The 23,696-nt window shown below is 42.8% G+C and carries 24 protein-coding genes; 15 read left to right on the forward strand and 9 right to left on the reverse strand.

Going from position 1 to position 23,696, the window contains the following annotated elements:
* The first annotated feature begins 54 nt into the window (after positions 1–54).
* Positions 55–513, forward strand: a complete 459-nt coding sequence (gene smpB, locus BUB08_RS17405; protein ID WP_073003196.1) for an SsrA-binding protein SmpB — start codon at positions 55–57, stop codon at positions 511–513.
* A 20-nt stretch (positions 514–533) separates the two neighbouring features.
* On the opposite strand, the gene BUB08_RS17410 is transcribed toward smpB, so the two are convergent.
* On the reverse strand, positions 534–1,256 hold the full coding sequence (locus tag BUB08_RS17410) for a 3'-5' exonuclease (protein ID WP_073003197.1): 723 nt from the start codon (positions 1,254–1,256) through the stop codon (positions 534–536).
* Positions 1,257–1,871 carry a uridine kinase gene (udk, locus tag BUB08_RS17415; protein ID WP_073003198.1) on the reverse strand — a complete coding sequence of 205 codons (615 nt, stop codon included), beginning with the start codon at positions 1,869–1,871 and terminating at the stop codon, positions 1,257–1,259.
* Between the two features lie 116 nt (positions 1,872–1,987).
* Between udk and BUB08_RS17420 the strand changes: the two genes are divergently transcribed.
* From BUB08_RS17420 to BUB08_RS17455, 8 genes are all read left to right on the forward strand, one after another.
* Complete coding sequence (locus BUB08_RS17420) at positions 1,988–2,287, forward strand: Dabb family protein (protein WP_073003199.1); 300 nt, start codon at positions 1,988–1,990, stop codon at positions 2,285–2,287.
* A gap of 70 nt (positions 2,288–2,357) precedes the next feature.
* Positions 2,358–3,341, forward strand: coding sequence for a type I phosphomannose isomerase catalytic subunit (locus BUB08_RS17425; RefSeq protein ID WP_073003200.1), 984 nt, complete (start codon positions 2,358–2,360; stop codon positions 3,339–3,341).
* A 54-nt stretch (positions 3,342–3,395) separates the two neighbouring features.
* Positions 3,396–3,995 carry a ribosome biogenesis GTP-binding protein YihA/YsxC gene (gene yihA, locus BUB08_RS17430; RefSeq protein WP_073003201.1) on the forward strand — a complete coding sequence of 200 codons (600 nt, stop codon included), beginning with the start codon at positions 3,396–3,398 and terminating at the stop codon, positions 3,993–3,995.
* 104 nt (positions 3,996–4,099) lie between these two features.
* Entirely contained in the window at positions 4,100–5,041 is a 942-nt protein-coding gene (locus BUB08_RS17435; RefSeq protein WP_073003263.1) for a ribose-phosphate pyrophosphokinase, read from the forward strand.
* Positions 5,042–5,213: 172 nt separating this feature from the next.
* The gene (locus BUB08_RS17440; protein ID WP_073003202.1) at positions 5,214–5,840 is read left to right on the forward strand and encodes a 50S ribosomal protein L25/general stress protein Ctc; all 627 of its coding nucleotides are present in this window, start codon (positions 5,214–5,216) and stop codon (positions 5,838–5,840) included.
* A gap of 12 nt (positions 5,841–5,852) precedes the next feature.
* Positions 5,853–6,419 carry an aminoacyl-tRNA hydrolase gene (gene pth / locus BUB08_RS17445; RefSeq protein ID WP_073003203.1) on the forward strand — a complete coding sequence of 189 codons (567 nt, stop codon included), beginning with the start codon at positions 5,853–5,855 and terminating at the stop codon, positions 6,417–6,419.
* Between the two features lies 1 nt (position 6,420).
* Positions 6,421–6,798, forward strand: coding sequence for an RNA-binding S4 domain-containing protein (locus BUB08_RS17450; protein WP_073003204.1), 378 nt, complete (start codon positions 6,421–6,423; stop codon positions 6,796–6,798).
* A gap of 48 nt (positions 6,799–6,846) precedes the next feature.
* Positions 6,847–7,386 (forward strand): DUF4924 family protein, encoded by a 540-nt coding sequence (locus BUB08_RS17455; protein WP_073003205.1) that lies wholly within the window; start codon positions 6,847–6,849, stop codon positions 7,384–7,386.
* Here BUB08_RS17455 and BUB08_RS17460 read toward each other — a convergent pair.
* The 6 genes from BUB08_RS17460 to BUB08_RS17485 all read right to left on the reverse strand — a co-directional run bounded on the left by BUB08_RS17460 (position 7,375) and on the right by BUB08_RS17485 (position 13,443).
* Positions 7,375–7,800: a thiol-disulfide oxidoreductase DCC family protein gene (locus BUB08_RS17460; RefSeq protein ID WP_073003206.1), complete on the reverse strand. Its 426-nt coding sequence runs from the start codon at positions 7,798–7,800 to the stop codon at positions 7,375–7,377. The genes BUB08_RS17455 and BUB08_RS17460 overlap by 12 nt on opposite strands.
* A 6-nt stretch (positions 7,801–7,806) precedes the next feature.
* Positions 7,807–8,712, reverse strand: coding sequence for a mechanosensitive ion channel family protein (locus BUB08_RS17465; protein WP_073003207.1), 906 nt, complete (start codon positions 8,710–8,712; stop codon positions 7,807–7,809).
* Positions 8,713–8,748: 36 nt separating this feature from the next.
* Positions 8,749–9,666 (reverse strand): NAD-dependent epimerase/dehydratase family protein, encoded by a 918-nt coding sequence (locus tag BUB08_RS17470; protein ID WP_073003208.1) that lies wholly within the window; start codon positions 9,664–9,666, stop codon positions 8,749–8,751.
* An 11-nt stretch (positions 9,667–9,677) separates the two neighbouring features.
* Positions 9,678–10,742 (reverse strand): magnesium/cobalt transporter CorA, encoded by a 1,065-nt coding sequence (gene corA / locus BUB08_RS17475; protein ID WP_073003209.1) that lies wholly within the window; start codon positions 10,740–10,742, stop codon positions 9,678–9,680.
* The gene (locus BUB08_RS17480) at positions 10,742–12,961 is read right to left on the reverse strand and encodes an APC family permease (RefSeq protein ID WP_073003210.1); all 2,220 of its coding nucleotides are present in this window, start codon (positions 12,959–12,961) and stop codon (positions 10,742–10,744) included. Before BUB08_RS17480 ends, corA begins: the two co-directional genes overlap by 1 nt.
* 131 nt (positions 12,962–13,092) lie before the next feature.
* A complete protein-coding gene (locus tag BUB08_RS17485) occupies positions 13,093–13,443 on the reverse strand; it encodes a thermonuclease family protein (protein ID WP_073003211.1) in 351 nt (116 codons plus the stop codon).
* Positions 13,444–13,515: 72 nt separating this feature from the next.
* Here BUB08_RS17485 and BUB08_RS17490 point away from each other — a divergent pair, with 72 nt between their 5' ends.
* The 3 genes from BUB08_RS17490 to BUB08_RS17500 all read left to right on the forward strand — a co-directional run bounded on the left by BUB08_RS17490 (position 13,516) and on the right by BUB08_RS17500 (position 16,609).
* Positions 13,516–13,830 carry a sll1863 family stress response protein gene (locus tag BUB08_RS17490; protein ID WP_073003212.1) on the forward strand — a complete coding sequence of 105 codons (315 nt, stop codon included), beginning with the start codon at positions 13,516–13,518 and terminating at the stop codon, positions 13,828–13,830.
* A 233-nt stretch (positions 13,831–14,063) separates the two neighbouring features.
* Positions 14,064–15,368, forward strand: coding sequence for a putative DNA modification/repair radical SAM protein (locus BUB08_RS17495; RefSeq protein ID WP_073003213.1), 1,305 nt, complete (start codon positions 14,064–14,066; stop codon positions 15,366–15,368).
* 65 nt (positions 15,369–15,433) lie between these two features.
* A complete protein-coding gene (locus tag BUB08_RS17500) occupies positions 15,434–16,609 on the forward strand; it encodes a DUF5009 domain-containing protein (RefSeq protein WP_217651648.1) in 1,176 nt (391 codons plus the stop codon).
* Between the two features lie 228 nt (positions 16,610–16,837).
* Here BUB08_RS17500 and BUB08_RS17505 read toward each other — a convergent pair whose 3' ends face one another.
* Positions 16,838–17,707: a PIG-L deacetylase family protein gene (locus BUB08_RS17505; protein ID WP_073003214.1), complete on the reverse strand. Its 870-nt coding sequence runs from the start codon at positions 17,705–17,707 to the stop codon at positions 16,838–16,840.
* 249 nt (positions 17,708–17,956) lie between these two features.
* Between BUB08_RS17505 and BUB08_RS17510 the strand changes: the two genes are divergently transcribed.
* Genes BUB08_RS17510 through BUB08_RS17520 form a run of 3 tightly spaced genes read left to right on the forward strand, consistent with a single transcriptional unit; the run spans position 17,957 to position 23,674 of the window.
* On the forward strand, positions 17,957–21,157 hold the full coding sequence (locus BUB08_RS17510) for a SusC/RagA family TonB-linked outer membrane protein (protein WP_073003215.1): 3,201 nt from the start codon (positions 17,957–17,959) through the stop codon (positions 21,155–21,157).
* Between the two features lie 21 nt (positions 21,158–21,178).
* Positions 21,179–22,711 (forward strand): RagB/SusD family nutrient uptake outer membrane protein, encoded by a 1,533-nt coding sequence (locus BUB08_RS17515; protein ID WP_073003216.1) that lies wholly within the window; start codon positions 21,179–21,181, stop codon positions 22,709–22,711.
* Between the two features lie 39 nt (positions 22,712–22,750).
* Positions 22,751–23,674, forward strand: coding sequence for a choice-of-anchor J domain-containing protein (locus BUB08_RS17520; protein ID WP_073003217.1), 924 nt, complete (start codon positions 22,751–22,753; stop codon positions 23,672–23,674).
* Positions 23,675–23,696 lie beyond the last annotated feature (22 nt).

Below are 23,696 nucleotides of genomic sequence, written 5' to 3' on the forward strand. Positions count from 1 at the left end.
TTTGGCAGTTCTGGTTTTTAATTCGAAACAAGCAACATTTAACAGTAACAACAAGTGGCACATCCAAAAGCAAATATCAATATAAAGAATAAAAAGGCAACGTTTGAGTATGAACTGATAGAGCGGTTTGTTGCCGGGATGCAGTTGGTGGGTACCGAAATCAAATCCATCCGTAACGGCAAAGTTAACATGAACGATTCCTATTGTCAGTTTTATAACGGAGAGTTGTATGCAAAAAACATTCATATTTCGGAGTACGAGCTGGGAACATGCAACAACCACCAGGCCAGGCGCGACCGGAAATTGCTGCTTACGAAAAGAGAACTGCAAAAGCTGGATCGAAAACTGAAAGAATCGGGATTAACCGTTGTGCCTACCCGGCTTTTTGTTACAGACAGAGGGTTGGCAAAACTGGAGATTGCCCTGGCCCGGGGTAAAAAAGTGTACGACAAACGCGAAAGCCTTAAGCAAAAAGATACCAAACGCGAAATAGACCGGATGATGAAATTTTAGGCTGAACGCAGTGTCTGGCTTTATGCTACTTCCATGTTTTCGATGGGAATAATTTTGTCTCCTTTGTATTTTAGAAGTAAGTTGGCAACTGCTAGCGTGTCTTTTTCGCAGTATCGTACAATTCTGTCAATGTCCTTTTTCTCCCAGTACATTTCGGCTACCTGGCTGCCGTCAATATCATCTTTCGGTGTCGGAATATTAAACAATTCGCATAGCAACGACAGCGAAGTGTAGTGTTTGTAATCACCAAATTTCCATAACTGCAGCGTGTCAATCAACAGGTCTTTCACTTCCCAGGGTTTCGCCCCGGCAATGTCGAGGATTTTCGGCAACCGAACATTGTTTACCAACGCCCGGCGTGCAATGTAAGGGAAATCAAACTCCTGCCCGTTATGCGCACAAAGCCTGCGTTTCCCTTTTTTCGAGAACAGATTCAGCGCATTAAAAAAGTTCTGAATCAGTTTTTTCTCGTCCTCGTCGTAAAACGATTTTACCCTAAAAAACAGCTCTCCGTGCTTTTGAAGAACGTATCCCGCCGAAATGCAGACAATTCTTCCAAACTCAGCATAAATTCCCGCTCTGTCGTAAAGCACTTCCGCAGGCTCGTCGTTGTTAATCTGAAACTGCATTTTGTGTTCCCACAATTGCTGCCATTTTTCGTTTAAATCGTTGTACTCCGGAGCTTGCGGCACCGTTTCAATATCAAGAAAAAGCACTTCTTCGATGTTCAGATTTTTTAGCATCTACCAGGGTTTTAAAGTGTGGTTGATATGATTGGTTAAAATATTAATAGCCACCTGGTTCATTCCTCCCTGTGGAATAATGATGTCGGCAAATCGTTTGGTCGGTTCAATAAACTGCAAGTGGCTGGGTCTTACTGTTTTTTCGTAGCGGTCGAGTACCTGATTTACATTGCGCCCACGCTCGTTCAGGTCGCGCCTGATTACGCGCGAAAGACGAAGGTCAGAATCGCAATCGACATAAACTTTAATGTCCATCAATTCGCGTAGTTTTTTGTTGGTGAGGCATAAAATGCCCTCCACAATCAGCACTTCGCGGGGGTCAACATGGCGGGTTTCCGGTTGTCGCGTGCAAGAAATAAAAGAATACACCGGCTCTTCCACCGTGGTTCCGTTGGCGAGTTTTTTTACGTGGTCAATCAACAGATCAAACTCAACCGAGTCGGGGTGATCGAAGTTTTTTGCACGGCGTTCTTCCAGGCTCAAATCTCCGTTGTCGTAATAGTAAGAGTCCTGAGACAGAAGCGCTACTTCGTTCTCAGAAAACTGTTCAATTATCTTTTTTACCACCGTTGTTTTTCCGGAACCGGTTCCCCCGGCAATCCCAATTATCAGCATTTCTCCCTTTTAGTTTATTGTTAATATTGGTTGAATTTCACTTTTTTGCATGAATACCTGCATCTAAATCACTAATTTCGCCGCCGGAAAGCGAAGGTACAAAAATTCATTTTTTTATGGTAAACCACATAGTACTTTTTAAACTGAAAGAATATCCGGCAGCCGAAAAAAAAGCGATTATTGCCGAATTGAAAGAAATGCTCGAAGGACTTCAGGGGAAAATAGCCGAATTGAAATTTATTGAGGTTGGTGCTAACTATGAAGTGGAAGCAAAAAGCTATGATATTGCTCTTGTAACTCATTTCGAAAGCATTGAAGGTTTGGATGTTTATCGGGTACACCCGGAACATCTGAAAGTAACGGAAAGAATGAAACAAGTTGTTTCGGAACGAGCAGCGGTTGATTACTTTTTTTAGTATCGAAAATTTTGGAAGTTGGCTGCCGCTACAGAGCCAATTAATAAATAATTCATAATTAATATATAATATGCCTGGATTGTATCCATTGAAGTTCAAACCCATTTTTCTTGAAAAGATATGGGGAGGAAACCGGATGAAGTCAGCATTGGGAAAAGACTACGGAACTTTGCCCAATTGCGGTGAAAGTTGGGAATTGTCAGCAGTTGAAGGAAGCGTTTCTGAAGTGAGCAACGGCTTTTTAGCCGGAAATAGCTTAACTGAACTTGTGGAGATCTACATGGGAGAGCTTGTGGGTGACAAAATTTACAAAAAGTACGGCATAGAGTTTCCGTTGCTGTTTAAGTTTATCGATGCTCAGGACAATTTGTCTATTCAGGTACATCCCAACGACGAGCTGGCGGCCGAACGTCATAACGCTTACGGAAAAACCGAAATGTGGTATGTGATAGATGCAGAGAAAGGCGCATTGATAAATTCGGGATTTAACAGGCAATTAACCCGCGACCAATACCTCGATTACCTTAAAAACGGGAAACTCCCCGAAATTTTGCATTACGATAAAACAATGCCTGGCGATGTTTTCTTTATTCCGGCAGGCAGGGTTCACGCCATTTGCAAAGGCGTTTTGTTGGCAGAGATTCAACAAACTTCTGACGTTACTTACCGGATTTACGACTACGACCGGAAAGACGCCAACGGAAATGTTCGCGAACTGCATAATGATTTGGCGCTGGATGCTATCGATTTTTCTTACCTCGACGATTACAAAACAAAATATACAGTAACGGAAAACCAGTCATCGGAAATGGTAAGTTGCGATTATTTTACCACCAACCTGCTTAAGTTTTCCAAGGAAATCGACAAAGACTATAATTCGGTCGATTCGTTTATTGTGTACATGAATCTGGACGGACGGTTTGCCATTGAATTTGAAGGAGGGGAAGAGATTGTTGAAAAAGGAGAAACAGTACTTGTGCCGGCCAGTTTGGAAACATTTAACCTGAAGCCTTTAACCCAGGAAGTTACTGCGTTGGAGGTTTACATTAAATAGTTCTTTTTCTATATTATAAATTTTGCGAAATTTGCTCCCCGGAAATTAGCCCTTATGGAGATAAAAGATGCCCGCTTTATTGTTAGCAACACCAATGTTGGAAAGTGCCCGCCACCTGATAAGCCGGAATATGCTTTCATCGGACGTTCAAACGTGGGGAAATCGTCGTTGATAAACATGTTGACGTCCCGAAAATCGTTGGCGAAAATTTCGGGGAAACCGGGAAAAACACGTTTGATAAACCATTTTCTGATAAATGAAGAATGGTATCTTGTGGATTTGCCGGGGTATGGGTACGCAAAAATTGGCAAAAAAGAACGGGAAAAGTGGGAGCAGTTTATCAGAACGTACATTCTGAAGCGCGAGAATCTTTATAATTTGTTTGTGTTAATTGATTCACGCCATAATCCACAACCCATCGATCTTGAATTTATGGAATGGTTGGGGTTAAAACAGATTCCGTTTTCCATCATTTTCACAAAAGCAGACAAGCTGAAACCGGAAGAACTGGAAGCAAATATTAACAGCTATCAGAATAAAATGCTGGAAATATGGGACGAAATGCCACCCTGGTTTATCTCTTCGGCTACGAAGGGCGACGGGCGCAATGAAATATTACAGTATATTGATAATATTAATATTACAAGCAGATAGCTGTGATCCGAAAAAAGAGATTTAATACATTATTTCATAGTAAAAGTAGGGGGAATGCTTTAACTTTGCAGCATCTCCACAATGAAAATAAAAACAACATACCAATGGGAAGTAAAAATCATCCGTTAAAAATTTTTACGGGAAGGGCTACCCGGCACCTTACAGAAAAAATATGTGACAGTCTGGATGTCGATTTGGGGTTATCGTCATGCCCCGTTTTTGCCGATGGCGAGTTTGAACCCTGCTACGAAGAAACCATTCGCGGGTCTCATGTATTTATTGTGCAATCGACGCCGCCGCCTGCCGAGAACCTTTTGGAATTGCTGCTGATGGTTGACGCTGCCAAACGTGCTAGCGCTTCGCATGTGGTTGCCGTAATTCCTTATTTCGGCTTTGCCCGGCAAGACAGGAAAGACAAACCACGCGTTTCTATCGGAGCTAAATTAATGGCTGATTTGCTTTCTGCCGCTGGTGTCGACCGTGTGATAACAATGGATTTACATGCCGATCAGATTCAGGGATTTTTCGATGTTCCTGTAGATCATTTGTTTGCATCAGCCTTGTTTATTCCGTTCATTAGTAAAATGGGGCTCGACAATATTACTATTGCATCGCCGGATGTGGGTGGTACTAAACGCGCCAATACTTATGCACGCATGTTGCAGACTGATATGGTTATCTGCCACAAAACAAGAGCAAAAGCAAATGTGGTAAATAACATGACTGTGATTGGCGATGTAAAAGGGAAAGATGTAATTATTGTTGACGACATGATTGACACCGCAGGGACCATTACCAAAGCGGCTAACCTGATGAAAAAAGAAGGAGCCAAAAGTGTACGCGCATTTGCAGCACATGGTGTTTTGTCCGGTCCGGCAATCGAACGTATCGAACGTTCAGTGTTGGAAGAAGTGTATTTTACCGATTCGTTACTTCCGAAAACAGGAAGCAGCAAAATCAAATACGTTTCCATTGCCGACGCATTGGGCGAAGCCATCCGGAGAGTATATAAAAATCAATCTATAAGTTCGTTATATTACAGGTAATTTGTATCTTTGCACCGCTTTTTCCGAAAAGCAGGAGCATTTAGGGTGTGCTTAATCCGTATTTGTTTCATTATTATCAAGTTGGATTTGTACACTTTTAATTATGCATGCTGTTTGTCCCGATAAAAAGGGAAGGGCTGAGTACCATAATTATTAACGTAAAAATTTAAAAATGAAATTATTAACAGTTGAAGGGCATAAAAGAGAAGCCCTTGGAAAAAAAGACGCAAAAAAATTGCGGGAAGAAAAGTTGGTTCCTGGGGTATTGTATGGAAATGATGAAGTAGTTCATCTGTCTGTTCCGTTCGCCTCTTTAAGGCCGCTTATTTACACACCGAATGTTTACCTGATTGACCTTGAAGTTGACGGAAAAACATACACAGCAATGATTCAGGATGTACAGTGGCATCCGGTTGAAGAAGAGATTCTGCACATCGATTTCCTGAAAATTGATGCTGACAGGCCTGTGAAAATTGCTGTTCCGGTTAAATTTGTTGGTATGGCAAAAGGAGCCAAAGCCGGTGGTAAATTAAAAGTGAATATGCGTAAACTGCGCGTAAAAGCACTTGCAGATAATTTACCCGACGCTATTGAAGTTGATATTACCAAGTTGGCAATTGGCGACAGCATAAAAGTTGGCCAACTTCAGAAAGAAAATCTGGAATTCCTCGACAACAAGTCAAACCTGATTGTAGGTGTTGTTTCTACAAGGGCAGCAAAATCAGTTACTGCACTAGATGACGACGACGAAGAGGGAGAAGAAGGAGCTTCTGAATCAGAAGAATCCTCAGAACAATAAAAATGAATTCGTGTGAAGTATTTAATTACAGGGCTGGGAAACATAGGCCCGGAATATAAAAATACACGTCACAACATTGGATTTGAAATATTGGACGCTCTGGCAGGGGCGTCCAATATTGCTTTTAGCGATAAGCGTTATGGATTTGTGAGCGAGTATAAATTTAAAGGACGCACGTTTGTGTTGCTTAAACCAACCACGTATGTGAATTTAAGTGGCCGCGCCGTAAATTATTGGTTACAGAAAGAAAACATCCCCGTTGAGAACTTGCTTGTAGTTGTTGACGACTTGGCACTGCCTTTTGGATCGTTACGATTGAAAGCGAAAGGAAATCACGGAGGACACAACGGACTGCGGAATATCTCCGAGGTTCTTGGCAGGAGTGACTATGCGCGGTTACGTTTTGGAATCGGCCATCATTTTCATCCTGGCTTTCAGGTTGATTTTGTATTGAGCGAGTGGACCCGCGAAGAGAAGGAAGAACTGCCGGAAAAAATTGACACTTGCGCCGAAATTATCCGGAGTTTTGGAACGATTGGAGTGGAGCGAACCATGAACTTTTTCAACAAAAAGAAGTAACATGGCCGAAAGTGTCAGGATAGATAAATGGTTGTGGGCAGTAAGGGTATTCAAAACCCGGAGTCAGGCCACCGAGGCCTGCAAAAAAGGGCGGGTAGTAATTGAAGATCTGCCGGTGAAACCGTCGCGCGAGGTGCATCCCGGCGAGGTGGTGAAAGTGCGAAAACCACCCCTGACAATAAGTTTGAAAGTATTAGCCGTGGCAGATAAACGGATGTCGGCAAAACTGGCTGTTGATTTTGTAGAAGATGTGACACCGCCCGAAGAACTTGAAGTTTTGGAAATGCAAAAGCAGATGAACTGGATTTCGCGCGACAGGGGAGCAGGACGCCCAACCAAAAGAGAGCGCCGAAAACTCGACGATTTTTTTGATTTTTAGTAGAAGAGAAATCTTCTTCTATTGTGTTGAATTAAAATATTTTGAATTATGCTGGTTGCAAAGCACAAACGCAAGGAAAACATAGCCGAATACATTTTGTATCTCTATCAGATTGAAGACTTAATCCGGGCCTTTGGTCTCGATACAAATGCAATTAATGAAAATCTGGTTGCCCGTTACAATGTGGAAGGAGAAACCGCAAAAGAGATTTCTGAATGGTACAGAAACCTGGTAGTGATGCTGGAAAAAGAAGGCAAACAGGAAAAAGGGCATTTGCAGTTTTTAATTAATCAGGTGAACGATTTAAATGAGTTTCATCTGCGTTTGATGCAGACCCAGGCGGCACCAATGTATGCTCCCGTTTTTCAGGCAGTGGCAGGATTGGTGAACGAATTGCGCCAGAAAAACCCGGCAGCAGAAAGCGATGTTCAGGTGGCAATAGACGGTATTTACGGATATCTGCTGTTGAAAATCCAGAACAAAAATATTACTCCCGAAACAGAGGACGCCGTAAAGCGAATGAGCCAGTGGCTTTCGCAGTTGTCGAAGCTTTTCAAAGATTTTGAAGCGGGCGATTTAGAGATGTAACTCGTTTTTGCCGGGGAAAAACTCTCGTTCCGAAGCAGTCGGAATTCTACAAACATTTTTCTTTCCAAACCAATGATATCGGTTCCGGGCAATCCGGCGATAGACAGTGTTTCGCAGGTTTTGGGGAATAATTTGGAATGCTGCGAGCCATTTCCATGGAGCAGGTAGCAGCCTCACTATTTTTAGAGCAGCGTCCGATTCATAAAATACTTTCCCGTTATAAATGAGAACGACCGAATCAACATCATTTGGGATTTTTAGTTTCTGTTTGATTTTCATCCCTGCTTCAGACTGGAGCGCCACAAAACGAAACTGTTTCTGCTTATCTCTTTTCAGAATAAAATTAACCGTGCCGTTGCATAAATTACAAACGCCATCGAAGAGTACAAGCGGATTTTGAATCGTTTTTTGCACGTTGGTTTATTGTCCGGTATTTCCTTCGCCACGCGTATAAAAACGGGTGGTTGGGTAAGCAAATTGAATGTCGCTGTGGGTGCGGAACTGCGTTAAAATATCCTGCCAGATTTCATTTTCGGTTCCTCGGCGTTTGCGGGGGTTGCACAGGTAGCGAATTGTTAGTTGAACACCAAACTCTTTTATGGAAGTGTAAACATACGGTGTGAGGTGTGTGTAATGGATCATGAAACTTTTGCTGGCCTCAAAAATTTCGCGTTCGGCAGCCCGGTCAATGTTTTCTGCGTGTTGATTGATAATGCTCTGAAGAATGCTTTTTGCCTTCTCCCAGTTGCTTTCAAACGTAACTCGAATGGGCATTTCGTTCCAAATGTAGTTAAATCCGGTACTGTAGTTTATCTGGGGTTCGGTAAACACTTTCCCGTTGGGCAGGTGAATAATACGTCCGGTGCTCTGGTCTGCTTCCACCCAGTTTCCGATTTCGAGAATGGTAAACTGAAAAAGGCGGATGTCAATCACATCGCCGGCATGCTTGCCAATCTGAATTCGGTCGCCAACAATAAACGGATGCCTGAAAACAATAAAGAACCAACCGGCGAGGTTCGTCAACGGCTCTTTTAGAGCAATTGCCAGTCCGGCAGAAAAAAGGCCCAGAAAAGCACCAAACTGACGGAATGCCTGCACCCAGACACTTCCGACCAGAACCAGACCTAAAAATGGAAAAATGAAAGACAGAGAACGTTTCCATTGGTAGCGGGTTTTTGCGCTTTTTGTTTGTCGCCACACAATGCGCAACATCAATATCTTTAAAAGGTAGAGAAACAAAATAATACCCATCGAAAGAATAATCTTCGCAAGGATGTCCGGAGATAATCCGGTTGTTTCGGCCAGATAGTCGTGAATTTTGTTCATTCGGTTTCTTTTGAAAGGAGATTATTAACTTCTTAATTACATCGAATTAATTATCTGTTTTATTGCTTCGCTTGCAGAAGTCGGTTTCATATTGAAAACCATTTCAAACTTAGAGCTGTCAAATTCGTAGTCGCGGTCGTACTGGTAAAGCATTTCTTTTGTTTCGCGCATAATGGGGTTGAAAACACCAAGTAGTGTTAACAGCGATTTTGACACTACCATGGTTTTTGGCTTCGCGTTTAGCTCGCGGGCTGCCAATTCAACCCATTGTTGCATGGTTTGGGCAGGGGCAGTTGGCAAGTGCCAGACCTGTCCGTATGCATTTTCTGAATTTCCGAGCAGTGCTGTTGCTTTGGCTGCATCAGGGGTGTAAGTGTAGTTGTGTTTGTATTTGACCGAACAGAGGCAAATGGCTTTTTTGCCGGCTTTCAGGTTTTTTACAACGGCTTCGTTAAAAAGGCTGTTGCCAATACCCGGGCCATAGAAATCAGCAGCCCGCGCAATAAGCGCATTCAACTGGCTGGTTTCGGTTTCGTGCATTAACATTTCTGCTACCTGAGCCCTTACTTTTCCTTTTTCTGAACCCGGATTTATTTTGGTCTCTTCCACCATAGGGCACAATTCGGCAGAATCGTATAGGTACATATTGTCGAAGAAGACCAGTTTGCAATGGTGCTTTTTACACGCCGAAATTGCGTTCTGCATAATAACCGGCCACTGTTGTTGCCACGTTTTTGCGCGGTATGGCAGCCCCGCTGTCAGGTAGGCCACTTCGGCTCCGTTAACTGCCTTGTCAACTGTTTCCGGGTCGTTTAAATCCCCAGGGAATAATTCATCACTTTCATTTATTTTTTTCGGGTTTCTCCCTACTAACCTCACGCTCGGGGTGTAGTTTTTTAGTGCTCTGGCCAGCTCTTTTCCGATTGCCCCTCCGGCTCCCAAAATTACCTGCATCTTTTAAATTTTTAAAACCAATCCTTTTTTCTGAAATAGTACAACATTGTTGCTGCAATAATAGCCATTACGGCAAGCATAACAAAATACGCGTATTTGAAATGTAATTCGGGGAGGTTATCGAAGTTGGTACCATACACTCCGGCAATAAAAGTCAGCGGAATAAAAATAGAAGCAAAAATGGTGAGTACTTTCATAACTTCGTTGGTGCGGTTGCCAACGTTAGAGTGGTAAATATTCAGATAATCGTTGGCCATGTTGTGATAAATCTCAACCGCTTCCATAACCTGTGTGGCAAGGTCGTTCAAATCTTTTAAAAATTTGATGGTTTTTTTCTGAATGAGTTTTGATTCTGTTTTGTTGAGCAGAAGCATTATTTCTTTAAGCGGGAAAACAGATTTTCGAATAAATCCTACGTTGGTTTTCATCCGGTAAATTTCTTCGAGCGTTGATTTTTGTGCATTGTTCAACACTTCTTTTTCCATCTCTTCCATGGACGCACCAACACCTTCAACACAATGAATGTACCCGTCAATCAGCGTGTCGATGAGGGCGTACGCCAGATAATCGGCGCCCGAGTACCGGATGCGCCCTTTGTTTTGTCGTATTCTTTCGCGCACCGGTTCAAAATAGTGCGCTGTTTTCTCCTGAAAAGTTATAACGGTGTTTTCTCCCAGTATGATTGACACCTGGTCTCCGGAAACCCTTCTGGTGTCTTCGTGGTATTGTAATATTTTCAAAAAGAAGGTAAGGTTGGTAGGGTTCTCGGTTACTTTCGGCCGCTGGTCAGTGTTCATAATATCTTCCAGCTCCAATGGGTGAATTGAAAACCGTTCGCCTGCCTTTGCAATTAATTCGGTGTTTTGCAACCCGTAAATGTTTATCCACAACACGGCTTCCTCCGGGAGCTCCACAGGTATTTCGGCAACGGTGCTCACCTGCTTTTCTTCCAGATGATCCCGGTTGTAAATCATCAGGTGAATCTCTGACTTTTCCATTTTGGGATTCCCGATAAAAATCAGGGACCCCGGTGTGGCGCCGTGCGATTCTTTTCTGTTTTTTATGAAGCGTGCCATTATTCTATGGTTTTCTGGTCTTTTGAGTGAACAAACAAAATGGTGCCCAACTCATCGTATCCATCAAATACCTTTTCTTTTTCCTTTTTAATGCGTTCTTCGCGAATGCCAATGAGCGTCAGTCCGGCATTGGACGAATGGTTGTTAATAATTGCCTTAGTGGAAACTTCCGGTTGCTGGGTCAGCAGCTTAATGTTTTTTCCTGAAATAGGGAGCCTTCCCGAAATAACCAGCTCTTCCATCGCCTTTTTGGTGCTCTGAACTTCTTCCGGCCTGCAAATATTGAAAATTTGGATGTGCCCTTTTCTCCAGTCGGGGTGCCCCGAAATGATGAACCCGAGGAAAATCATCAGGTTGGCATTTTCTGTATCCAGCGAATTAATCCAGATGTGAATTCCTTTTTTATACTGAATTTCGCGGCTGCCGCTGCTTAAAATGCAAATGTCGAAATCGCCGGAATTGACCAGCGCAAAATTGTCTATGATTTCTTCCAGATTAGTAGGATTATCTTTGTCGTATTCAAAAATAACCATGTTGTTTTCCATGCCTGCAATGCCCGGAATCTGAATAGCCTGTGCAATGGCCGAAGTGTTCGATGGCGAAATCAGCGTGTCAATATACACGTGGTTCTCGATGTTGTTAACATGGTCAATCAGCTTTTTATGTTCCAGCCGAGCCTGTTCTGCTGTGCTTTTTGAATAGTAACCCACAATGTGGTGAAGATAAGTTCCAAACCCGTATTTGTACGAAATCCAGTTGAGCAGCCGGAATGCCTTGTCGCGTTTAAACGAGTCTTTTGATATGCAGATGGCACTCGGCCGCCACTCTTTTTGTGCTTTTTTACTTTGTTTTTTCTGAATAAGCACCTGCAGGTTTCGGTTAAGCTGAAACAGTGCATTGGCAAAAATAGATGCAAAGCCTTTGCGCGTTTTGTGGTAGTGGTCAACATAAAGGTAGATTACCGTTATTAGCATAAAAGCCAACACAGCGTAGAGTGTGCTTATTTTGAACATAACCCACACCGCCACTGCAAATCCGGTAAGCGAAATGTACCAGCGACTTTTGAACGACGGCCGGTACGACGGTGAAGAACCGAAGTGGTTGAGTACCGAAATGAGGCAAAGCGAACCGTAGGTAACCATAAAAAACATTGAGATAATGGAGGCCACCGCGTTTACATCGCCCAGCGCCACAAAAATAAATGCAATAATCGATGTAATCAATGATGCGTTTACCGGCTCGTTATCGCCAATCCTTCCTTTTGCCAGCCACGAATTTACCTTTTTCGACGGGAATGCTTTGTCTAGCGCCAGAGCCTGCAAGGTGCGCGGAGCAACCATTACCGAGCCAAGCGCCGATGAAATGGTGGACGCAGCCAACCCCAGCGGAATTACAATTGCACCTCCCAGCGCAATGCGGGACATGATTAGCTGTTCCTGCAAAAGATCCTGAACAGAGGCCGATTGAGCCAGTTTGTACACAACAAAAAAGTAGATTATCATTCCGCTAAACGTAGCCAGTGTTGTTCCCATGGGAATAGAAACCGATGGTCGCTTCAAATCGCCCGAAAGCCCTACTCCTGCAGTCATGCCTGTAAATGCCGGGAAAATTATGGCAAATACAACGAAAAAATCCTGCTTGTTTCTAAACTGGGCATTTGCCAGGTTAAATGTTGAAGCCTCTGCTTGTCCGGTTTTTCCCAGGAAAAACATTACCAATGAAACAAGTAAAACGGCCACTACAAAATAGAGTGCTTTTACTCCAAGGTTGGCTCCCTTTTTTATGATGAGTATAGCCAGCCCGGCCATTACCGGCAAACTGATGGCTTGCCGGGGAAGCACAAACCCCAGGGTGTCGGAAATGTATTTGAAAAAAAACTCAAATGCTTCGGTAAAAGCAATTACATAAAAAGCAACGCTTATTGCCTGCGAAAAGAAGAGCGCAATTCCAATGGTGGCCCCAATGTTCAGCCCAAAAGAACGGGAGATGATGAAATATTCACCTCCTCCTTCCACCCGCTTGTTGGTGGCAATTTCGGAAATGGCCAGGGCGGTGGGGATGGTCACCAGGTGCCCCAGCAAAATAATCAGGATAACTCCCCAGAATCCCAAGGTTCCAACTGCGTAACCAAAGCGCAAAAATAAGATTGCGCCCAGAATGGTTGAAATTGCAGTAAAAAAGACCGGAGCAGTGCCAAACTTTTTAGTTTCAATGGTCATATTCAGAACAAGTTATTTTTTCGAAAGATAGAAAATGAAACCCGAAAATGTATATGCTTCGGAAAATATAACCTTCAATTTTTTGCAGATTTTATCTAAAAGGGTAGTGTCCTGTTTCTGGTATGACTTCCCTAATATTTTACTTTTAGGGCATGTCCTTCTTTTACCAGTTCTTCGTTTAAAGTTATATCGCTATCTGCCAGAAAGATGGTTCCGATGTAGCGCCCGTACTTCCCTGTGTTTTTTTCGGTTTCAATAACTATTTTGTTGTCGTTGTCTGCCAGTCTTTTTTCGACGTATTGCTTTGCCGCCATTCCGCGTTTATGCTCTTCTGAGTCTTTTTTTACGCTGAAAATTTCAGGTGTGTTAATGTCTGCCAGCCTGATGCGCTGGTGGGTGGTTATTTTAAATCCCAGGTCAATTGTGATGTCGAGCGTGTCGCCGTCTACTACATAATCTACAGTGGCTTTGTATTGATACATGCGTTTAAAATTTAATGGTTTATCTTTACAATTTACTACTTTTGAGTTGAATAGAAACTAAAAATCAGAAAAATGAACCGGGAAGAATTTAAAGAAAAAGCCAAAAAAAGTATTGACGAGCTCTTTGCCAAAATCGATGAGTTGGAGTCGAAAAAAGGTGAAATTAAAGAGAAATCGAAGGCGAAATTCAACGAAATAATGGAAGAGATAAAGGAAATTGAGGCCGAGCTTGAGGCCAGGTTTCGCCAAATGGAAGAGTCGGGAGACGGCAAATGGGCCGAAGCAAAAGAAGCATTTTCTAAAAGCGCTGAGTCGTTTAAAGAAGCATTTCAGCACCTGGCATCGTTGTTTAAAAATCAGTCGGGTAATTCAAAAGAAGCAAATTAGTATTGGTCCGCTGCTCGTTTGGTTTTTCAGGCGAATGGTTTTACGTAATGAAATGGCAGGCGTAAAAATCAGCCGACAGTTTTCCCGGTAAGCTGTTCGGATTTGCCTTGTTTTTCAATATCCTGTTTCTCTTTTGTTAATGTTTTCGGTTACAGATTGAAAGTTTTTTTTTGTTTTGTTTTGACCCAAAAGTGTGCTGATGCAATTAATTTTTTGGTTACTTTTAATGAGTAATGGACAATGAAAAAATACAGCAAAAGCTTAGTATTCTTGCTGATGCGGCCAAGTACGATGTGTCGTGTGCCTCCAGCGGAAGCAACCGTCGAAATGCATCAAAAGGAATAGGTAGCGGCGTGTCTTGCGGAATTTGCCACAGTTTTACGGAAGACGGGCGGTGCATCAGTCTGTTTAAAATTTTGATGACCAACCACTGTATTTTTGATTGTGCCTATTGTGTGAACCGGCGCAGCAACGATCGGCCGCGCGCAACATTTACCGTTCAGGAGATTGTGGATCTTACAATCGGGTTTTATCGGCGCAATTTTATCGAAGGGTTGTTCCTGAGTTCGGGAGTAATTAAAAGTCCGGATTACACAATGGAACGAATGGTGCAGGTTGCCCGGAAACTGCGCGAGGAAGAAAATTATTACGGTTACATTCATTTGAAAGCCATTCCCGGTGCCAGCGATGAGCTGGTAAATCAGGCAGGGCGTTTTGCTGACAGGCTGAGTGTAAATATCGAAATTCCTACCGAGCCCAATCTGAAGAAACTGGCGCCCGAGAAAAATTTTCAGGGAATTATGAATCCCATGGAACAGATACGCAACGAAATTGCAATGAGCAAAGAGGAGCGAAGAAAGTACAGAACGGCGCCTCTGTTTGCTCCGGCAGGACAGAGTACCCAGTTGATTGTGGGAGCCACGCCCGAAACCGATCGTCAAATCATTTTGCTGTCGTCCAATCTTTATCAAACTCAAAAATTAAAGCGAGTCTATTTTTCGGGGTACATCCCGGTAAATGTTTACGATCAACGGTTGCCGGCCATGAACAAACCGCCGTTGGTGCGCGAAAACCGGCTGTATCAGAGCGACTGGCTCATGCGTTTTTATCGCTTTAAAGCTGAAGAAATACTTACAGAAGAACAGCCTTTTCTGGATTTGGAAGTGGATCCGAAGCTGGGTTACGCGTTACGAAATCTACATCTTTTCCCGATTGATGTAAATACTGCTGACTATGAAATGATTTTGCGAATTCCCGGAGTTGGGGTGCAGTCGGCACAACGGATTATTCAGGCACGGCGCCACCGAAAGCTGACTTTTTATCATTTGAAGAAGATAGGCGTTGTGTTAAAACGGGCGAAGTATTTTATTAAAACCAACGAACTGCCCGCCGGACTGAAAACCGACCTGCCTCCCGAAAACCTGAAACGGATGTTGCTCTCGGGCAGTGCTGCCAGGCGTCGAAAAGCCATGGATACACAACTTAGTCTTTTTGAAATACAGAAACCTGCGCTGCCGCAAACGCAATGGCAGCATTAGCAGCCAAAGGAAGATTAGTCCTTTTGAAATCTATATTTTCAACACAAATTTAAAACTGCAAACCATTGAAAAGAATTCTTACTATTGATATTATGCGGGGCCTCACGCTCTTTTTGATGCTTTTTGTGAACGACTTGTACATGAAAAATGTGCCCTGGTGGCTGGGACACACCGAGGCCGGTTTTGATGGAATGGGGCTGGCAGACTGGGTGTTCCCCGGTTTTTTGTTTATGGTGGGCATGGCAATTCCGTTTGCCGTACAAAGCCGAATTAAAAAAGGAAATTCTACATGGCAGGTGCTGCAACATATTTTTTCGCGCACCGTTAGTTTGCTGATTATTGGTGTCTTGATGTTGAATGCTTCGAGATTGAACCCGGAACTGGCCGGAATTAGTAAAAATCTGTGGGCATTATTAATGTATATTTCCGTGTTTTTAGTTTGGAACTTGTATCGAAATATTTCCCGAAAAGCAATTTTTATATTGAAAGGGCTGGGGATTGCCGGGCTGCTGTTTCTTGCTGTAATTTTCAGAAGCGGGACTGCAGAAAGTCCGGGCTGGCTGGTCACCGGCTGGTGGGGGATTTTAGGGCTGATTGGTTGGGGCTACTTGTCTGCGGCATTGGTGTACCTGGTGGCGAAAGAGGGCCTTTTGAAAACCGGTTTGTTTTGGATGTTGTTTTTTGCTTTGAATGTGCTTTCTCAACTGAAAACGCTTTCAATATTAGAATTCCTGCGTCCTGCTTTGGGTATTTTACTTGAAGGTAGCACGCCACTGCTTGTCGTTTCCGGATTGTTTTTCAGCCTTATTTTGAGGAAAACAGGCGCTGAAAAATGGAAGCAATTTTCGACTATTGGCCTAGTGCTTGGCGTTTTATGTGTGCTGCTCGGATTTGTTTTACGCAACTGGTTTATTATTTCAAAAATAAAGGGCACTCCCAGTTGGGGTTTAATTTGTACCGGCATTAGTATTCTGCTTTTTGTGCTACTTTTTTTAGTGCTCGATGTATGGGGAAAAACCAGGTGGAGCAGCGTTTTTAAACCCGCCGGGCAAAATTCGCTGACCACCTACCTGGCCCCAAATATTATTTACTATTCGGTTTGGATGAGCAGTTTTCCGTTGTTTTTTTATAAGTACCTGGAAAACCCGGTGTTGGTAATTACCGGTTCGGTGGTTTGGGCGCTGGCCATGATTGGTTTTTCAGCACTGCTCTCAAGAATTGGAATCAGGCTGAAGTTGTGATTTTTTAGATCGACAGGGCTGGTGCTCCTGATTATTAGTCAATTTTATCAATGCTTCTAAACACAAACATAGAATTCGATTTAACCAGATCGAATTCTATGTTTAGTGTTTTTTCACGATTATGTTTCATCAGAATTAACAATAAAAACTGAATCATAATTTGACGATACTTCTGTGGTAGTCCCGATTCGATGTCGACGCTTCCCGGGCAAATTTCCCGAAAAGCAGTTAATCGAAAAATGGAAACAGTTTTGCCAACTCTTCGTCAGAAGGCCTTCTGCCGTATTCGCAAATCTCGAAAGCCTCTGCTGCGGTAATTTTCGATGCCTTTTCTTTGCCGTACCATTTAATTAGTGACTGTTCTACCTTTTCTGAAATGCTTGGTTTGCGCCATTCTTTTAACAGCTCTAAACGCGCATCTTCTGAATCGGGCACCTGGTCTAGCTTTCCGTTGGTCCACGGAAGCCATTCAAACATTTGTGACTCGTGCGCCGCAATACCGTATATTTTCTGGTTAAACTCTTCTGAAATATCAACCGAAATATCGGGCTGAAAAGGATATGGTTTCTGAAAACGGTCTTCTACATATAAAAATACCGGGTTCTTTTTTAATGGTGGCACATCCGACGCAACATTCGGAACAATTACCATGTAGGCAGCGTCCTGAACAATAATGGCAGTATTCCGGTGGTCGGGGTGGTAGTCGTTGGGGCGCGGCCCCATAACAATATCAGCATTCCATTTTCTGATTAGCCTGATTACTTCGAACCTGTTTTCCAGCGTTGGCATCAATTCTCCGTCGTGGTTATCCAGTACAACGTATTTTACGCCAAACCGTTTTCCGGCTTCCTGTGCCTCGGCGCGCCTGATGCGTGCCAGCGCTCCGCCTCCCTTTTCGTGATGACCCGCATCGCCGTTAGTAAGCGACACAAACAGAACATTGTGCCCTGCTTTTGCATATTTAATGGCGGTTCCTCCTGCGCGAATATCTGCATCATCGGGATGTGCTCCGATGACGACCACATTTAAAGGTTGCCCGGCATAAACACAAAAACTGAAGAAGAGGGTTACAAGAAGGGACGTGGCTAGCTTTTTCATAGGGAAATTGAATTTTTGTTTAGTTACATAAAATACGTTTTTCGTAAAGGTAGCAGAAATATCTCATCAATATGAAAACCCGTTTTTGAAATTTTTATTTAACAATATTTTATGTTAACTGTATCTTTAATGAAATGCAAATTGTTACTTAAAAACACCTGAAAAATTGTAAAAATAAGTTAACGAGCTATAATTTTTATAAATTCGCCGCCCAGAAGAGTGAGTGATTAATTATTTAAAATTTGATTTATGAAGAAAATTGCGCTAATGCTGTTTGGCATTGCTATGCTTGGCATGCTCTCAGTTGAGGCACAGGTGCGGCGTATTACCGGTACTGTAACAAGTGCCGACGACGGAAACCCGATACCTGGGGTCTCAATAATGGTAGAAGGAACTACGCTTGGAACCATAACAAACATTGATGGTTTTTATCAGGTTGATGTTCCGGATGACGCTGGAAAATTGGTTTTTTCTTTCGTCGGAATGACTTCTCAAAAGGTTGAAATTACTTCAGGTACAATTGATGTTGTCCTTCAACAGGAACTTGTAGGCCTTGATGAAGTAATGGTTGTGGCTTACGGTACCCAAACCAAAAAGTCGTTAACAGGCTCTCAGTCTGCTATTAAAGGTGAAGAACTCCAGAAAATCCAGGTGTCAAATATTTCAAGAGCTTTGGAAGGTTCAGTTGCAGGTGTTCAGACAACCAGCAGTTCAGGCCAGCCTGGAGAAGGAGCGAAAGTTCGAATTAGGGGAATGGGCTCGTTGTCTGCAAGCAGTTCTCCATTGTACGTTGTTGATGGAATTCCATACGAAGGAAACATTAACAACATTAGTCAGGTTGATATTGAATCAATGACAGTGTTGAAAGATGCTTCTGCTACTGCAATTTATGGGGCACGTGCTGCAAACGGTGTAATTCTTATTACAACTAAAAGAGGAACATCTGGCAAACCACGTATTGTAGTTGACAGTAAAATTGGTATTAACTCAAAAGCATACGAAGGGTACGATGTAATGACTGACCCCGCAGAATATTATGAAACATTCTGGGAAGGGTTGAGAAACGATCGTTTATATAAAGGTAATTTATCTTTTATCGAAGCAGGATATTACGCAAGTAACCGGTTGATAAAATATGATAATCCTACCACCGGTGCAGCTGAATGGATGCTGGGATACAACAATTATGACGTTCCTAACAACCAGGTTGTTGACCCGCTGACCGGAAAAGTTAATCCCAATGCCAACCTGCTTTATAGGGAAGATTGGGAAGATCTGACTTTCGATCCCGGAATTCGTCAGGAACATTCAATCAGCATGAGTGGAGTATCTTCAGGTACAAACTACTTTATGTCTTTTAACTATTTGGATGACCAGGGATACAGTCCAAACAGCGGGTTTGAACGTTACACCACACGGTTGAAACTGGCTCAGGACGTAACTAAATGGTTGAAAGTTCATGGGAACATGTCTTACGTGAAAACCAACACCATGAACCCGACTTCGGCTGGTAGCAGCTCGGCTAACATTTTTTATGTTGCACAGGTAGTTGCTCCTATTTATCCTATTTATCAGCATAACCTTGATGGTTCGCTTAGATTGGATAAAAACGGAAACAAACAGTATGACTTTGGCGACGATAAGGATATGAAAAGGCCGATGATGCCTCTTGCAAACCCTGCAGGAACTCAGGTGCTGAATACTGAAGAAACTGGGCTAGACCGGATAAATTTCACCGGCGGGGCTACACTTTCAATTACTAAAGATTTGGATTTGATTATGAACCTGGGTATTGATAATGCACAAACAAACGGTACCCGAATTGATAACAACCAGATTGGCCAGTATGCAGAAACCGGCGGTTATATTTCTAAAAGCAGCAGTCGGACCCGTACAATTAACACAAACCAGATTCTGTCATTCAATAAAAAGCTTGGCGAAGAGCATTCGTTGACAGCCAAAGCAGGTCATGAATACTATGAGTGGGATTACAGCGCCAGCTACGGCGGTAAACAAAATTTCCTGTTCCCCGAGATTACTGAAATGGACTGGGCTGTTGTTATGAGTTCAGTTGGTTCGTATGCTTACGATTATACTCTGGAAAGTTATTTTGGACACGTAAACTACGGCTTCCGCGAAAAATACTACCTGGACGGAAGTATCCGTTACGACGGATCTTCAAGGTTCCATCCCGATAACCGTTGGGGAACGTTCTGGTCTGTTGGTGGTTCATGGGTAATGAGCGATGAAGACTTCCTGAAAGATCTTTCATTTCTGGATGTACTGAAAATGAGAGTTAGCTACGGTAGTATTGGTAACGATAATCTGGGTGATTACACCACAGCATCGGGCAGTTATTACTACTACGCTTACGAAGACCAGTATAATATTGTAAATAACGACGGAGAAGTAGGTTTGGAATTTGCTTTTAAAGGGAACAAAGACCTTAAATGGGAAAGCAACAATACTTTTACTCTTGGCTTCGATTTCGGTTTTCTCAATACATTTACCGGAAATATCGATTATTTCAACAGAACAAGTTCAGACCTGTTGTTTGTGTTGCCGCAGGCTCCTTCTTCAGGTATCCCGGAAATTCCTTTTAATATTGGTAAATTATCCAATAAAGGTGTTGAATTGCAGTTGAACACAAAACTGATAAGCACCAAAGATTTTTCATGGGATGTAACGCTTAACGCTACCCACTACAAAACAACCATCGACGAGTTGCCCGATATGTACAAAGAAGAAGGGCTTACACGAGGTGCATACCAGAAATGGGACGAAGGCAGTTCTCCTTATTTATTCTACATGCGCAGATATGCCGGAGTTGATTCTGAAACAGGCCAAGGTCTTTGGTACATGGACGTGACAGACGACGAAGGAAAGGTAACAGGCGAAACAACAACAGCTGTTTGGTCGGATGCAACACGTTATAAAACAGATAAAGATGCAACTCCTGACTTGTTCGGAGGTATCTCTACAACTGCTCAGTTTAAAGGTTTCGATTTGAGTGTTCAGACTTCTTTCCAAATTGGCGGATACGTTTATGATGGTGTTTACGGTGGTTTTATGCACTCCGGCGATGCAAGCAGTGTTGGTCAGAACTGGCACAGAGACATTCTAAAAAGATGGACTCCATCGAATACTAACACAAGCGTTCCTAGAATTGACAGGTATGTTGACGCAAACAATATTAGCGACAGATTCCTTACCAAAGCAGACTATTTTTCTTTGAGAAATATTGTTTTAGGTTACACGCTTCCTTCATACATCACAAAAGAATGGAGCATTGAAGCTTTGCGGTTTTATGTTGCAGCCGATAACTTGCTGTTTATGTCAAGAAGACAGGGATTTGACCCCAGAATGTACTTTAGTGGCGTAACAACTTCTACTGATATGAATTACTCGCCAATTAAAACCATTTCGGCAGGGTTGAATCTGACGTTCTAAATTTTTTAAAGAGAAAATGTTATGAAGAGAATTTATAAATATTTGATATTCATCGTTTCAGGCGCGCTTGTTTTAACTACTTCCTGTAGCGATGAACTGAATACAGAGCCAAAAGGCACTGTATCTCAATCACAGATAACCAAACTTGCAGAATCGGATCCGGCTGCTCTTGCATTGGTAATTGAACCAATGATTGCCGGTATGTACGGGCACCTGGTTACTTTTAACTCAATGGGGTTGAGTGACGCTCAGGTTAAGCACGACGACCACGGGATAAAAAGTATTTTCCATATTGCCGATATGATGGGAGAAGATGTTGTTCAAACATCGTCTTCGTACAACTGGTATTACCACGATTATTTGCTGGAACTGCGCGATAAAGACTACACACATCCTTATTTTGTATGGCAATATTTGTATCGTTCTATTAAACTGGCTAACGACATTCTTGCAAAAATTCCGGAAGATGCCGAAGACAGCCAGATGAAAGCTTTCCGCGGACAGGCACTCGCTACACGCGCATACAGCTATCACTACCTGGTTCAGTTTTTTCAGAAAACGTACGTTGGCCACGAAGATGATCCCGGTGTTCCGATTGTTACTGAAGTTGAAAGCGAAGAAGGAACTCCCCGTAAGTCAATGCGCGAAGTTTACACCCTGATGGTGAAAGACCTTACCGACGCAATTAAACTTTTGGACGGATACAGCAGAGCGACCAAAGGCTTTATCGACCAGTCGGTTGCCTACGGATTTTTAGCTCGTGTTTATTTAAGCATGGAAAACTGGGAAGCTGCAGCAGATGCTGCCAGCAAAGCCAGAAGCGGATACCCGATTATGACCGGGGAACAGTACCTCGCCGGATTCAAGTACATTTCAAACCCTGAATGGATGTTTGGCTCAATTGTAACTTCAGATCTGGATATCGTAAAAACAGGTATTTGCAACCACAACTCGTTCTTCTCAAGTTTTAGTTATGGTTATGCTTCTCTTACAGGGATGTTCAAAGCAATCGACCGCAGGTTGTATGATCACATGAGTGACACTGACTCCAGAAAACTGGCGTACCAGTCTCCCGACGGAACTACATTTCCTGACGGTGGATACAACGGTGTGGAATTGGCCGCTTATGTAAATGGTAAATTCGGCGCCAGCGACGATGGTGCAGACAATACTCAGGATTTGGTTTACATGAGAGCTTCAGAAATGTTGCTGATTGAAGCAGAAGCCCGTGCAGAAATGAATCAGCCCGGCGAAGCTGCAGCCCTTTTGAAAGAACTCATGGAAAATCGTGATCCCAATTACACTGTGCCTACTTCAAATTTGTTGGAAGAAATCAGGCAGCAACGGAGAATTGAACTGTGGGGTGAAATCGGAATCGCACTGTTCGACATTAAACGTTTGAAACTGGGTATTAACAGAGATTACCCGGGCTCAAACCATCCTGAGGATGCAAAACTCGTTGTGCCCGCAGAAGACTGGAAATTTACTTATATGTTGCCAACCAAGGAAATTGACAACAACCCTGATGTTGGTCCTGAAGACAATAATCCTTGATTTCTTTTGCAAATTTTACATTTAATAAACTGAGATATTATGAAGAATTATATAAAACTATTCATTTTGATGTTAGCCGGGACAACCGCATTTTCTTCCTGCCAGGAAGAACTTGTGAACCCGGATGACTATCGTATTGAATACGATGAAACAAAAGCGCCGGAACTTAGCGAAGTAAGTATTGTGAAAGTTAGCGCCGAATATGCAGTGTTGACTGCAAATGCTGATACTGCTGCCATAGACCGGGGATTCCTGCTTTCTGAAAGCGAAACAGACTTTTCGTCGGCAGAAGTTATTTCCGTAACAAAAGATGCAAATGTGGTTGAAGTTGAAGAAGACGGCACATACACGCTGGTTGCTTCAAGTCTGCAGGGGCAAAAAGCATATTATTTTAAAGCTTTTGCAACCAATTATGAAGGCGGAACCACAGTAAGCGAAGTTCAGTCGTTTACTACCAGAGAAGGTGTTACTGCATACGAAATTAGCATTGCCTCAAACTCTGCTGAAGAGTGGGCTGCTGCCGGCTTCGAGTCAATTGACAAAGATGGCGACGGAAACGGATGGGCGATGACTGATTATGATGAAGAAGGAACTCAAAAAGCATTTGTTTCTTATTCATGGTTAAATGCACCGCTTACTCCGGAAAACTACCTCGTATTTCCTGAATTGACACTCGAAGGAGTTGATGGTATGATAACTGTAAATGTTAAGGCTGGCGATGCTTCTTATTCTGCAGAAACTTTTAAAGTTGTAGCATCTGATTCTCCGATTACCGAAGAAAATTGTAGAGAAGCTGAAGTGCTTTCTACAAACACTTTGTCTGATGGTGATGAGTTTTCTGCAGCAGTTGCTGTTCCTTCAAAATTTGAAGGTAAAAAAGTTTACATCGCATTGGTTCACACAGAATGTACAGATAATTATGCGATTTTCTTTTTAGGCGCAAAATTGACTTACGCCAAGTAAAAGATTATAAAACATACAAAAG

Source organism: Mariniphaga anaerophila (genome assembly GCF_900129025.1).
GTDB lineage: Bacteria > Bacteroidota > Bacteroidia > Bacteroidales > Prolixibacteraceae > Mariniphaga > Mariniphaga anaerophila.